General features: G+C 68.2%; 11 protein-coding genes. 3 read left to right on the forward strand and 8 right to left on the reverse strand.

What is annotated here, in order from left to right; all coding sequences use genetic code 11:
- Positions 1–170 precede the first annotated feature (170 nt).
- Positions 171–2,891, reverse strand: coding sequence for a TonB-dependent siderophore receptor (locus tag ABE85_RS22905; protein WP_231993162.1), 2,721 nt, complete (start codon positions 2,889–2,891; stop codon positions 171–173).
- 152 nt (positions 2,892–3,043) lie between these two features.
- The gene (locus ABE85_RS22910; RefSeq protein WP_067280248.1) at positions 3,044–3,991 is read right to left on the reverse strand and encodes a CysB family HTH-type transcriptional regulator; all 948 of its coding nucleotides are present in this window, start codon (positions 3,989–3,991) and stop codon (positions 3,044–3,046) included.
- Positions 3,992–4,136: 145 nt separating this feature from the next.
- On the opposite strand from ABE85_RS22910, the gene ABE85_RS22915 reads away from it, so the two are divergent.
- On the forward strand, positions 4,137–5,111 hold the full coding sequence (locus tag ABE85_RS22915; protein ID WP_067280251.1) for a hypothetical protein: 975 nt from the start codon (positions 4,137–4,139) through the stop codon (positions 5,109–5,111).
- A 10-nt stretch (positions 5,112–5,121) separates the two neighbouring features.
- On the opposite strand, the gene ABE85_RS22920 is transcribed toward ABE85_RS22915, so the two are convergent.
- From ABE85_RS22920 to ABE85_RS22940, 5 genes are read right to left on the reverse strand one after another with little or no spacing between them, the layout of a single operon-like run.
- Positions 5,122–6,045, reverse strand: a complete 924-nt coding sequence (locus ABE85_RS22920; protein WP_067280254.1) for a CysB family HTH-type transcriptional regulator — start codon at positions 6,043–6,045, stop codon at positions 5,122–5,124.
- Positions 6,042–7,115: a sulfate/molybdate ABC transporter ATP-binding protein gene (locus ABE85_RS22925; protein ID WP_067280256.1), complete on the reverse strand. Its 1,074-nt coding sequence runs from the start codon at positions 7,113–7,115 to the stop codon at positions 6,042–6,044. The genes ABE85_RS22920 and ABE85_RS22925 overlap by 4 nt, the downstream gene beginning before the upstream one ends.
- On the reverse strand, positions 7,112–8,002 hold the full coding sequence (cysW, locus tag ABE85_RS22930) for a sulfate ABC transporter permease subunit CysW (RefSeq protein ID WP_067280260.1): 891 nt from the start codon (positions 8,000–8,002) through the stop codon (positions 7,112–7,114). The genes ABE85_RS22925 and cysW overlap by 4 nt, the downstream gene beginning before the upstream one ends.
- Before the next feature lies 1 nt (position 8,003).
- Complete coding sequence (cysT, locus tag ABE85_RS22935) at positions 8,004–8,885, reverse strand: sulfate ABC transporter permease subunit CysT (protein ID WP_067280263.1); 882 nt, start codon at positions 8,883–8,885, stop codon at positions 8,004–8,006.
- Between the two features lie 42 nt (positions 8,886–8,927).
- Entirely contained in the window at positions 8,928–9,986 is a 1,059-nt protein-coding gene (locus ABE85_RS22940; protein WP_082938873.1) for a sulfate ABC transporter substrate-binding protein, read from the reverse strand.
- Positions 9,987–10,547: 561 nt separating this feature from the next.
- Here ABE85_RS22940 and ABE85_RS22945 point away from each other — a divergent pair.
- Positions 10,548–11,051: a GAF domain-containing protein gene (locus tag ABE85_RS22945; protein WP_067280266.1), complete on the forward strand. Its 504-nt coding sequence runs from the start codon at positions 10,548–10,550 to the stop codon at positions 11,049–11,051.
- Complete coding sequence (locus ABE85_RS22950; RefSeq protein ID WP_067280269.1) at positions 11,051–11,458, forward strand: response regulator; 408 nt, start codon at positions 11,051–11,053, stop codon at positions 11,456–11,458. The genes ABE85_RS22945 and ABE85_RS22950 overlap by 1 nt, the downstream gene beginning before the upstream one ends.
- 70 nt (positions 11,459–11,528) lie before the next feature.
- Here the strand turns inward: ABE85_RS22950 and ABE85_RS22955 are convergent, their stop codons facing one another.
- Positions 11,529–12,341 (reverse strand): glycosyl transferase, encoded by an 813-nt coding sequence (locus ABE85_RS22955; RefSeq protein WP_067280272.1) that lies wholly within the window; start codon positions 12,339–12,341, stop codon positions 11,529–11,531.
- Positions 12,342–12,379 lie beyond the last annotated feature (38 nt).

Raw genomic sequence — 12,379 nt, forward strand, 5'->3', positions numbered from 1 at the left:
CTCATCACGGGGGGTGGAGGGGAGCGCCCAATGTAGGCAAGCGAACATTCAAAGGGAACGAAGAAGATCTGCTTTGCTTTGCACCGTTCCCGGAAAAAGGGCCGCCCCCTCGTGAGGAGCGGCCCGCAAGCCGGGCGGATCGCCGCGGCAGTCGGAACGGGTCGGCAGCCTCAGGCGCCGAAGCGGTGCTCCAGCTCGATCCAGCCCTGGCGCCCGTGCGGCGAGTAGTAGCCGACCGGGTAGTACGGCCAGGTGGCGCTGGGATCGCGACGGATCTTGTCGAAGAGGTTGTTGACGATCAGGCTCACGCTGGTCCGCTTGCCGATCTGCCAGGCGGTGCTCGCATTGAAGTTCCAGTACGGGCCCAGCGTGCCTTCCTGGTCCTCGCGTGTGATGCGGCCGTTGCGCTGCGCGGAGAGCGCATGCGTCCAGTCGCCGGTCTGCCAGACCACGCTGGCATTGAGCCGGCTCGGCCAGTCGGTGAAGTCCGGCGTCCCCACGACGTTGCGGTTGTCGTCCCCGGCGAACTGCTGGTACTTGAAGCTCTTCACCCGCGTGTACTTCGCGTCGACCGTCCACTTGCCCCAGGACGCCGTTCTCCACGAGTAGCGAGTGCCGACGTCGACCCCCCAGGTGGACTCGTTCGCCGCGTTGATCGGATTGACGCGCACCTCCGCGACCTCGCCCGGACGGACCAGCGCGTCGGCCGGATTGCGGCGCACGCGTGCGATGGCGTCCACGCAGCTGGGCGACTGGATGTCCTTGATGCCGGTGCGGCAGTCCGACTCGTCGCGCAGCACGCCGTCGGCGCTGAGGTCGGTGACCAGGTCGCGGATCGCGATCTTCCACAGGTCCAGCGACACGTCGAAGGACGAGGCCGGCTGCCACACCGCACCCACGCCCCAGGAGCGGCCGCGTTCCGACTTCAGGTCCGAAGAGCCCGTGCGCACGAAGTTGAAGCCGGGCGAGACGTCCGCGAAGTCGCAGGTCGACAGCGGCTGTCCGGTCTGCTTGCAGCGGTAGTAGTCCGTCGACGACGAGTAATAGCCCTTGGTCTGCTGCGCGAAGATGTAATTCATGTCCGGCGCGCGGAAGCTGGTCGCGTGTTGCGCGCGCAGCAGCAGGGAGGACAGCGGCCGGAACTCGAGGCCCGCGTTGTAGGTCGTGCTGCCGTCGCTGCGGCCGGCGAATTCGTAGCGGTCGTGCCGCGCGGCCAGCGTCGCGGTCAGCTGCTTCGTGATCGGCGCGTTGAGCTCACCGCCGAGCGCCAGTCGCTCACGCGTGCCGCGCACGGTTGGCGAGGTGCTCGTGTTGTAGAACACGCCTTGACCCAGTCGCGGGTCGGCTTCGTTGCGGAAGCCTTGCGTGCCCGCTTCGGCCACGACGGCGGCGCGCACCGGTCCGCCGGGCAGCTGGAACCACTCGCCGCTCGCGGAAGCGCTCAACTGCTGGTTCCAGCTCGCGTTGCGCGTCCAGCTGCGGTCGGTGACGCTGTCGATCTCCTGCGGCGTCAGCGGACGGAACAGTCGCGCCGGATCGGCCGAATAGATCGCCGTGCCGTCCGCCTCGGTCCCGAGCTTCTGTCCGAGCAGCAGCTGCTCGATGCCCGCGGTGAGGCGCGGCGTCGTCGTGCGGTTCAGGTAGTAGGAGCTGTTGGCCGCGACCTCGAAGGTCCAGGTGCCGGTGAGCTCGCCGCGTGCGCCGACGGCGACGTTGTGCGTCGAGTCCTGCCACTTGCGGTTGAAGTTGTCCACGCCGCCAAGCTCCTCGGGCGCGAAGCGCCGCGTCCAGATCTCGAGCTGGCCGGTCGAGGCATTGCGGAAGTAGCCCTTGCCCGCGATGTCCGAGGTCCACGTCGGACCGCGCGTGTTGTTCTCGGTCCTCGCCCAGCCGAACTGGCCCTCGGCGAACAGCTCGAGGCCGTGGTCCAGCGCGAGCGTCAGCGAGCCCGCGGCCTGTGCGCTGCGGTTGCCGGTCTGCGTCGTCCAGTAGGTGGTCGATGCGCGGCCGCTGCCGCAGTAGGTGCCGTTCTTCGCCGTGTAGGCCGAGACCGAGCCCTCGAAAAGCGAACCCGCGCCGGCGCAGCCGTCGGTCGGCGTGAGGTAGGCCCCGCCGTTCGCGTTGCGCCGGCCGAAGACGACCGACGGCGCGGCGCCCTTCAGCGTGGTGTCGGCCATGAAGTCGCGCTGACGGCTCCAGATCGGCTCTCGGCCGCTGAGCTCGACGCCCCACACGCCCTGCAGCCGGCCGGCATCGAGGCCGCCGGTGATCTGCGCGCGGGCGTTCTCGCCGCCGCCGCGCTGCGTGCCGCCGCCGCGCAGGTTCACGGTGACGCCGTCGACATGCTTCTTCAGCACGATGTTGACGACGCCCGCGATCGCGTCCGAGCCGTACACCGACGAGGCCCCGCCGCTGAGCACCTCGATGCGGTCGATCAGCGCGGACGGGATGTTGGCGATGTTGACGAAGTTGACCGAGCCTTCATAGGCGGTCGGGTAGTCCGCGACGCGCCGGCCGTTGACCAGCACCAGCGTGTGGTTGGGGCCGAGGCCGCGCAGGCTGATCGCGTTGGCGGCCGGCGTGAAGGTGTTGCCGAAGTCCTCGCCCTGCGTGAAGCCGGTGTTCTCGGTCAGGCTGCTCAACGCGTCGGAGACGTTCTTGTAGCCGAGCCGGTCCAGGTCTTCCGACTTGATCACGGTGATCGGGCTCGGACCCTCGCTGTTGACGCGCGAGATGCGCGAGCCGGTGACGACCACCGACGGCAGCGGCGCATCCTTGGCGGGAGCGTCCTGCGCAAATGCGCCGGTGACGGGGAAGGCCGCGGCGAGGGCCGCAGCCAATGTGGCGGCCGGTCCGGTCAGGCGGGCCACGTGGTCGACGAGCTGCTTCAAGAGACTTCCTTGTGGGAGTGAACAGGTGAGCCCGTCACTCTAGGAAGCGCCCTCCGCGCACAGAACCAATGCTTTCTGCGTTGCTTAGCTGTGCACCCGGCCTATGCACATGAGGAATTTCTTTCGGCACCCCCCGGAGGGATCACTGGCCATCAATCCGAGCCGTTCGGCGCGACGCGCGCCTGTTCCACCAGCTCGCGCGACAGCGGCGGCGCGAAGGTCTCGATGAAGGCGTAGACGTAGTCGCGCAGGTAGGCGTCGCGACGCACCGCGAGGCGCGTCAGGTTGTCCGCGAACAGATGTCTTGCATCGATCGAGCGCAGGTGGCGGTCGCGTTCCTCGTCGTACGCGATCGCGGCGACGATGCCGACGCCCAGGCCCAGCTCGACGTAGGTCTTGATCACGTCCGCGTCCATCGCGACCAGCACGACGTTGAGGTCCAGCCCCGCGGCCGCGAAGGCATCGTCGATGTGCGAGCGGCCGGTGTAGCCGGTCTCGTAGGTGATGACCGGGAATTCGGCCAGGCGCTCCAGCGTCAGCGGCGTGCCGGCGTTGGCTTCGGCCTCCAGCGGATGGCCGGGCGGCACCAGCACCGTGTGGGTCCAGCGGTAGCAGGGCAGCGTCAGCAGTTGCGGATGCAGCGCGAGCGCTTCGGTGGCGATGCCGATGTCCGCTTCGCCGTCGATCAGCAGACGCGCGACCTGTTGCGGCGAGCCCTGCGTGAACTGCAGGCTCACTTCGGGATGCGAGTCGCGGAAGTCGCGCACCGCCGGCGGCAGCGCGTAGCGCGCCTGGCTGTGTGTCGCCGCGATGCGCAGGTGGCCGCTGTCGGCGCGGGCGAAGTCCTCGCCGGCGCGGCGCAGGTTCTCGGCCTCGCGCAGCAGGCGCTCGACGATGGGCATCACGTTGCGGCCCGGCTCGGTGAGCCCGGTGAGCCGTTTGCCCGCACGGATGAAGATGTCGATGCCGAGCTCGTCCTCGAGCTCGCGGATCTGACGGCTCACGCCGGGCTGCGAGGTGTGCAGCGCCTGCGCGACCTCGGTCAGGTTGAAGTTGCGGCGCTGGGCCTCGCGGACGGATCGGAGTTGTTGGAAGTTCATCGTCGGCCACACATCGGGGGGAACGACATCGGAAAATGTCGGGAAAGCGGATTGCTTATGCGGATTGATTATTCGAATCCGCGCCTCCGATGTCCTCCAACAAAAATCGATAAGCAATCCCGCGCCGGATGCATGTGCATAGAAGATGAATCGTCGTTCCCTGCTGTCCTCGTTCCCGTCGACGACCGTCGCGCTGTCGATCGCTGGCGCCCTCTGCGCCTTGTTCGCGCCTGCCACGACCTGGGCGGTCGACAAGATCGTCTGGCTGATGCCCGAGCTCGACACCGTCGCGCCGCCCTCGCCCGGCGCGGCCTCGGTGCCCGTGCGGCGCGGTCTGGCGCAGCCGCTGTCGGACTATCTGACTGCAAATTGGGGGACGCCCGCGAAGCACGAGGTGCTGATCGCCAACGTCAAGCGCAGCTGGCGCATGGTCGAGGACGGTGAACAGGCCTGCCATCTCGGCGTGCTGCGGACGCCGGAGCGGGAGGCCGTCGCCTACTTCTTCGATACCCACCTGATTCCGCCGCATCAGCTGATGGTGCGGCGCGACGCGCTGGCCAAGCTGCCGCGCCACACGGACGGCGACGCGGACCTCGAGAAGATCTGGGCGGAGAAACAGCTGCGCGGCGCGATCGTCGCAGGCCGCAGCTACGGACGCGCGCTCGATGCGTTGCTCGCCAGGCGACCGCCAGGCGCGATCGAGGAATACACGACCTCGGACTTCGGCGGGAACATGCTGTCGATGATCGCGATCGGCCGGGCCGACTACACGATCGAATTCGACTTCGTGCTCGCCAACCAGCAGGAGTTGCGCGCGACCGTTGCCGCGGGGAGTGCGGGCGGCGCGAGCGGCAATGCGAAGGTGTCGACCGCCGATCTCGTCAGCGTGCCCATCGAGGGCTTCAGCAGCCCGGTGATCTCCGGCATCGCCTGTCCGCGCAATGCCTGGGGCAAGCGCACCATCGAGCAGGTGGAGCGCGTCCTCTCCACGCCGCAGGCGCGGCAGTTCATGCGGGATGAATTCATCTCCCACCTGAGCCCCGAGGCCCAGGCCCGCTACGGCTCGCGGATCGACGCGTTCTACTTCTACGCCAAGCCGGCGGGCGGCGCGCCGAAGTGACAGAAAACGCTCAAGCGTCCGGGTCCATCGCCTCGCGCACCGCTTCCTCGGTCAGCTCGGCCACGCATTCCTGCAGGAAGCGATAGGCGAAGCCGCGCAGGTAGTGGCCGCGCTTGAGCGCGATGCGCGTGGTGTTCGGCGGGAACAGGTGGGTCGCGTCAATGAGCTGCAGGCCGGCGTCGCGCGCGGGCTCGAAGGCCATCGCCGCGATCACGCCGACGCCCAGCCCGATCTGCACGTAGGTCTTGATGACGTCCGCATCCAGCGCCGACATCACCAGGTCCGGTGCCAGGCCTGCCGCCGCGAAGCTCGCGTCGATGCGCGCGCGGCCGGTGTAGCCCTCGTGGTAGGTGATCAGCGGCTGCTCGGCGAGCGCCTCCAGCGTCAACGGCTGGCGCGTCAGGGCATGCCCTTCCGGCACGACGACCGCGTGACGCCACTCGTAGAACGGGAAGGTGACGAAGGCGTCGTCCTTGCCGAGCGCCTCGGTGGCGATGCCGATGTCGGCCTCGCCCGATTGCAGCAGCGAGACGATCTCCGACGGACTGCCCTGATGCAGCACCAGGTGCACCCGCGGATAGGCCGCCTTGAAGCGCGCCACGACCTGCGGCAGCGCATAACGCGCCTGCGTGTGCGTCGTCGCGATCGTCAGCTGGCCCTGGTCGGCGCTGCTGAACTGCTGCGCCAGGCGCTTGATGTTGCGCACGTCCTGCAGCATGCGGTCGACGACGACCGCCAGCTCCTTGCCCGGCTCGGTCAGCCCGAGCAGGCGCTTGCCGCGGCGCTGGAAGAGCTCGACGCCGAGTTCGTCCTCCAGATCCTTGATGTGCTTGCTCACGCCCGACTGCGAGGTGAACAGCGCGGCCGCCACCTCGGTCAGGTTGAAGTTCTGCTGCACCGCCTCGCGGACGATGCGCAACTGCTGGAGGTTCATGCCGCCTGGTCGATCCCGAACAGGCTCAGGCGCGAGGCCTGCAGACGCACGCGCTGGCCGGCGGCCAGCTGCAGCGCCTCGGCCTGTTCGCGGCTGAGTTCCGCTTCCAGATGCTCGCCCTGGGCGCCGCGCAGCTCGACACGCGCGGCGGCGCCGAAGGCCAGCACGCGTTCGACAGTCGCCGGCAGACCCGGCCCGTCCTGCGACGGGTTGATCACCAGTTCGTGCGGACGCGCATACGCCTGCACCAGACCCTGCTGTGCGCCTTCGATCGACGCCGCGGCGCCCTGCGCCAGCGTCTGGTCGCCGACGCGCACGATGCCGCTGTCCACGCGACCTTCGAAGCGGTTGACCGCGCCGAGGAAGCCATAGACGAAGGGCGTCGCCGGACGCTGGTAGACCTCGATCGGCGAGCCGACCTGCTCCACGCGGCCATGGTCCATCAGCACGACGCGGTCGGCGACTTCCAGCGCTTCTTCCTGGTCATGCGTGACGAAGATGCTGGTGATGTGCAGCTCGTCGTGCAGGCGGCGCAGCCAACGGCGCAGTTCCTTGCGGACCTTGGCGTCCAGCGCGCCGAAGGGCTCGTCCAGCAGCAGCACGCGCGGCTCGACGGCCAATGCGCGGGCCAGCGCGATGCGCTGGCGCTGGCCGCCGGACAGCTGCGGCGGATAACGGTCGGCCAGCCAGTCCAGCTGCACCAGCTGCAGCAGCTCATGCACCTTGCGCTTGATCTCCGCTTCCGGCGGACGCTGCTTGCGCGGCTTCACGCGCAGGCCGAAGGCCACGTTGTCGAAGACCGTCATGTGGCGGAACAGCGCGTAATGCTGGAACACGAAGCCGACTTCGCGCTCGCGCACATGCGTGTCCGACGCGTCGGCGCCGTCCAGCAGCACCTGGCCGCGGTCGGCCGTCTCCAGCCCCGCGATGATGCGCAGCAGCGTGGTCTTGCCGCAGCCCGACGGGCCCAGCAGCGCGGTCAGTTCGCCGGTGGGGAAGTCCAGGCTGACGTCGCCCAGCGCGGTGAAGCTGCCGAAGGACTTGTGGATGTTGCGGACCTGGATGCTCATGCTTGTTCCTTCACGACGCTGCGCGTCGCCTGCCATTCCACGAGCTGCTTGAGCCCGAGCGTCACCAGCGCCAGCAGGGCCAGCAGCGACGCGACCGCGAATGCCGCGGCGAACTGATATTCGTTGTAGAGGATCTCGACCTGCAGCGGCAGCGTGTTGGTCTGGCCGCGGATGTGGCCGGACACCACCGACACCGCGCCGAACTCGCCGAAGGCGCGCGCGTTGCACAGGATCACGCCGTAGAGCAGGCCCCACTTGATGTTGGGCAGCGTCACATGCCAGAAGGTGCGGAAGCCGCTGGCGCCGAGCACCGTGGCCGCTTCCTCTTCATCGCGACCTTGCGCCTGCATCAGCGGGATCAGCTCGCGCGCGACGAAGGGGAAGGTCACGAACACGGTGGCCAGCACGATGCCGGGCACGGCGAAGATCACCTTGATGTCGTGCTCCTGCAGCCACGGACCGAACCAGCCCTGCGCGCCGAAGATCAGCACGTAGATCAGGCCCGCGACCACCGGCGACACCGAGAACGGTAGGTCGATCAGCGTGATCAGCAGCTGCTTGCCGCGGAAGTCGTGCTTGGTGATCGCCCACGCGGCGCTGACGCCGAAGACGATGTTCAGCGGTACCGAGATCACCGCCGCCAGCAGCGTCAGCTTGATGGCGGAGACGGCGTCGGGCTCGATCAGCGAGGCGATGTAGGTGTCCCAGCCCTTGCGCAGCGCCTCGGTGAAGACGGCCGCCAGCGGCAGCAGCAGGAACAGGGCGAAGAAGGCCAGGCCCAGCGTCAGCAGCGTGTAGCGCACCCAGCGCTTCTCTGCCGTGGCGGGGTTCCCCTGGTAGTGGCCGGCGGAGCGGCCGCGGCCCAGCGATGCAGCGGATCCAGCCATGTCAGCGCTTCCCGTCCAGACCGTTGCGACGCAGGCTCCAGGCCTGCAGTCCATTGATGCCCAGCAGCAGCAGGAACGAGAACACCAGCATCACCACCGCGATCGCGGTGGCGCCGACGTAGTCGTACTGCTCGAGCTTCGTGATGATCATCAGGGGGGTGATCTCGCTGACGAAGGGCATGTTGCCGGCGATGAAGATCACCGAGCCGTACTCGCCGACCGCGCGCGCGAAGGACAGCGCGAAGCCGGTCAGCAGCGCCGGCGTCAGCATCGGCAGCACCACCAGGCGGAAGGCCTGCCAGCGATGCGCGCCGAGGGAGGCCGCGGCTTCCTCGAGTTCCGTGTCCAGGTCCTCGAGCACCGGCTGCACCGTGCGCACGACGAAGGGCAGGCCGATGAAGATCAGCGCGATCAGCACACCCAGCGGCGTGAAGGCCACCTTGATGCCCAGCGGCTCCAGCCACTTGCCCATCCAGCCGTTGGGCGCGTACAGCGCGGTCAGCGCGATGCCGGCGACGGCGGTGGGCAGCGCGAAGGGCAGGTCGATCAGCGCGTCCACCAGCTTCTTGCCCCAGAAGTCGTAGCGCACCAGCGACCACGCGAGGATGAAGCCGAAGATCACGTTGATGAACGCGCCCAGCAGCGCCGCGCCGAAGCTCAGCCGGTACGAGGCCAGCACGCGCGGCGAGGTGGCCGCGGCCCAGAAGGCCTCGGCGCCGTGGCCGGCGGACTTCAGGAAGACCGCGCACAGCGGGATCAGCACCAGCAGCGAGAGATAGAAGAGCGTGAAGCCCATCGTCGGCGCGAAGCCGGGCAGCACGCGGCGACGCTTGCGGGCGGGCACGGGCGCGGCCTGCGTCGCGGGGAGCACGGCGGTGTTCATCGTCGGGTCGGGAGCTCGGAGATCAGGAAAGTGGACGGACGATCAACGGCGCGCGGCCATGATCTGGTCGTAGGTGCCGCCGTCGGCGAAGTGCGTCTTGCCGACCTTGGCCCAGCCGCCCAGCGTCTGGTCCACGGTGAACAGCTTGATCGGCGCGTAGCGCTTCTCGTGCTTCTTGAAGATGGCGGCGTCGCGCGGGCGGAAGTTGTTCTGCGCGATGATTTCCTGGCCTTCCGGCGTCCACAGGAAGTCCAGGTAGGCCTTGGCCAGCGCGGCGGAACCGTGCTTGGCGGCGACCTTGTCGACCACGGCGACCGGCGCGTCGGCCTCGATCGAGAGGCTGGGCGCGACGACCTCGAAGTTGCCCTTGCCGAATTCGTTCTCGATGAGCTCGGCTTCCGACTCGAAGGTCAGCAGCACGTCGCCGATGCCGCGTTGCGTGAAGGTGGTCGTGGCGCCGCGGCCGCCGCCGTCCAGCACCGGCACGTTGGCCAGCACCTTGGAGACGAAGTCCTTGGCCTGCGCGTCCGTGCCGCCCTTGGCGATCACGCTGCCCCACGCGGCCAGATAGCCGTAGCGGCCGTTGCCGGTGACCTTGGGGTTGGGGATGATCACCGAGATGCCGGGACGCGCCAGGTCGGCCCAGTCCTTGATGCCCTTCGGGTTGCCCTTGCGGACCAGGAACAGCATGGTCGAGCTGTAGGGCGCGGCGGCGTTGGGGAACTTGCTGCGCCAGTCGGTGCCGGTCAGGCCCTTCTCGGCCAGCGTGTCGACGTCGGTGGCCTGGTTCATCGTGACGACGTCGGCTTCCAGTCCGCCGATGACCGAGCCGATCTGCTTGGACGAGCCGCCGTGCGACTGGTTCACCGTGATCGTCTGGCCGGTCTTGGCCTTGTACGACGCCACGAACGCCGGATTGACCTGCTTGTAGAGCTCGCGCGCCACGTCGTAGGAGACGTTCAGCAGCGTGGTCGGCTGGTCGGCCGCGACCGCCAGCAGGGACGTCCCCAGCAACGGCGCCGCCGCGGCCAGCATCAGCGCCTGACGGCGCGAAGCGGAGAACAGGGAGCGGGTGTTCTGGTGGGCGTTGTTCTGGGTCATGGCGGACAGGGCAAGCAGGCGTGGGCCGGCGACGTTGAGGGTCGGGCTGCGAAGCTTGCCAAACAGTCCTTATTCCAGGAACGATTGTTTGGGCATTTGCTTATTTCGCATAACGCATATGCGAGATCGGCAGAAGGCGCGGCAGAGGCCGGAGCCGGGAGACGAAGACAGCAGAAAAGCGCCAGGACCGCGATCGGACACCGCCGGAAGCGCCTCCCCCAAGACCCCGAGGGCGGCCCCCGGTCGCGACCTGGGCTCTCACCATGCCTTCCCGGTGGCCGTACTGCTGCCACCGGCGGGGGCGACATGGGCGCGCCCCGTGGAACGGAGTCTGGGCGTGTGCGGCGCGCATCGCCAATGCGCAATGGGCGCAAGCTGCTGCGGGAGCCTCATATGCCGCGCATGGCAAGGCCTGGCACGTCCGACCTCCGGGGATCCCCCTCAAGGGCGACCCGGGTGGCGCCCTGTGGACAACTCGGATAGTCTGGGCCTTCGAAGGCGCGACGGCCGGACCGGCCGCGCAGGGAGAGAACAACATCGGAAGAGCGAGGAAACGCCTCCATGATGAATGCCCCGATTCCCGAGAACGAAGCCGACCGGCTGCAGGTGCTGCGTGAACTGCTGATCCTGGACACGCCGCCGGAGGAACGCTTCGATCGCATCGTCGAGTTCGCCGCCGAGGAATTCGGCGTGCCGATCGCATTGATCAGTCTGGTCGACGACAACCGCCAGTGGTTCAAGGCCCGCTTCGGCCTGGCGGTGTGCGAGACCGACCGCAAGAGCAGCTTCTGCGGCCACGCGATCCACGTCCCCGAGGTGATGGTGGTCGAGGATGCGACGCAGGATCCGCGCTTCGCGGACAACCCGATGGTGCTGGGCGAGCCGAACATCCGGTTCTATGCGGGCGCGCCGCTGGAGGTGCGGCCTGGGGTGCGCATCGGCACCTTGTGCCTGATCGATCGGCGGCGACGCACGCTGGACGAGACCGACCTCGCCATCCTGATGAGCCTGCGGGACCTCGCGGTCTCGGAGCTGGTGGGACAGGCCGTCGAGGAGGGCCAGTGATGCCGGGCACGCAACGACACCTGCTGCTGGTCGATCCGCACTCGCTGTTCCGTCGCACCGTCGCGATGGTGGCGCGTCAGCTGAACATCGCGGAGGTCCATGAGGCGAGCAGCCTCGAGGCGGCGCACAAGCTGCTCGAAACGCAGCCGATGGATGGGCTGCTGCTGGACATCGGACAAGGGCTGGATGCGCTGGCGCTGCTGCAGAGCGTGCGCGCCGGCGCGCTGCGCTGCCCGGCGGGCACGCCGGTCGCGCTGACCGCCGAGGCCTGTGACCTGTCGACGGCGCAGCTCTACAAGGAGCTCGATGTGCGGCGGATCATGCTCAAGCCGTTCAAGGTGAAGACGGCGTTGGAAGTGATCCAGGATCTGGCCAAGCCAAATCCGCCTTCTGGCACCCCGCACTAGCGCAAGCGCTCAGCACTTCCACCGCCGCTGGCCCTCACCCCTGCCCTCTCCCGCAAGCGGGAGAGGGAGTTCACTCCACCCAGTGTTGCGCGACCCACGGCGGCGGCAGCACGAAGCTGCGCAGGTGGCGCCAACGGTGCTTGACGCCGCCGGCGAAGGCCGCGCGGAAGTGGTCCCACGGCTTCTCGTGCGGCGGATCCTGCGTGTTCCAGCGACCGAGCATCACGTCGGCCGGATTCGGTCCGCCGGGGAAGGTCACGATGCGCGCGCCCGCGGGCAGGCGGGCCGGCTTGAAGTAGCGCAGCGGGAACGCCGGCAGGCAGTGCAGACGGAAATGCCGCGTCCACAGGTGCGGCCAGAACTTGATGCCGCCCGGCACCGAGGCGGTGACCCAGTGCTGCTCGAAGCCGTGCTTGTCGGCGACGGCCTGCGGGTTGGCGCGGAAGTTCTCGATGATGTGCGGGTACTTGCCGATCGGGAAGCGGAACACCGAGGTCTGGCCCAGGCGCTGCATCGGCTTGGCCCAGTTGCGGGCCAGGATCACGTCCTCGGGGTTGCCGTGCGAGAAGTAGCCGTCGATGTTGTCGACGATCACCGAGTCCAGGTCGACGAACAGCACCGGACCTTCCAGGCCGGTCTTCTCGCCCATGTCGGCGCTCCACATCACCAGCTTGCGCCACTTGCCCAGCGACTTCTTGGGCCATTCGCAACCGAGCTCCGGCAGGTCGTAGGCATCGACCTCGGGGCGCAGGCCCTCGGCGTTGTCGGTCAGGCAGACCAGACGGAACTCGCCGGTGATGTGCCGGCGCAGCATGCCGTACAGGCGGTTGACGTATTCAGGGCCGTAGGCGGTACCCCATTTGACGCAGATGACTTGTTTCATGGGGTTCCCCACCTCTGGTTGTTATCCCTCTTGTTTCG

The organism is Mitsuaria sp. 7, from assembly GCF_001653795.1.
GTDB lineage: Bacteria > Pseudomonadota > Gammaproteobacteria > Burkholderiales > Burkholderiaceae_C > Roseateles.

Bases quoted from the DNA above. Each gene is read 5' to 3' on its own strand.
- ABE85_RS22910 (WP_067280248.1), bottom strand. From the start codon at position 3,991: ATGAACTTCCAACAACTCCGATCCGTCCGCGAGGCCCAGCGCCGCAAC.
- ABE85_RS22915 (WP_067280251.1), top strand. From the start codon at position 4,137: ATGAATCGTCGTTCCCTGCTGTCCTCGTTCCCGTCGACGACCGTCGCG.
- ABE85_RS22920 (WP_067280254.1), bottom strand. From the start codon at position 6,045: ATGAACCTCCAGCAGTTGCGCATCGTCCGCGAGGCGGTGCAGCAGAAC.
- ABE85_RS22925 (WP_067280256.1), bottom strand. From the start codon at position 7,115: ATGAGCATCCAGGTCCGCAACATCCACAAGTCCTTCGGCAGCTTCACC.
- cysW (WP_067280260.1), bottom strand. From the start codon at position 8,002: ATGGCTGGATCCGCTGCATCGCTGGGCCGCGGCCGCTCCGCCGGCCAC.
- cysT (WP_067280263.1), bottom strand. From the start codon at position 8,885: ATGAACACCGCCGTGCTCCCCGCGACGCAGGCCGCGCCCGTGCCCGCC.
- ABE85_RS22940 (WP_082938873.1), bottom strand. From the start codon at position 9,986: ATGACCCAGAACAACGCCCACCAGAACACCCGCTCCCTGTTCTCCGCT.
- ABE85_RS22945 (WP_067280266.1), top strand. From the start codon at position 10,548: ATGATGAATGCCCCGATTCCCGAGAACGAAGCCGACCGGCTGCAGGTG.
- ABE85_RS22950 (WP_067280269.1), top strand. From the start codon at position 11,051: ATGCCGGGCACGCAACGACACCTGCTGCTGGTCGATCCGCACTCGCTG.
- ABE85_RS22955 (WP_067280272.1), bottom strand. From the start codon at position 12,341: ATGAAACAAGTCATCTGCGTCAAATGGGGTACCGCCTACGGCCCTGAA.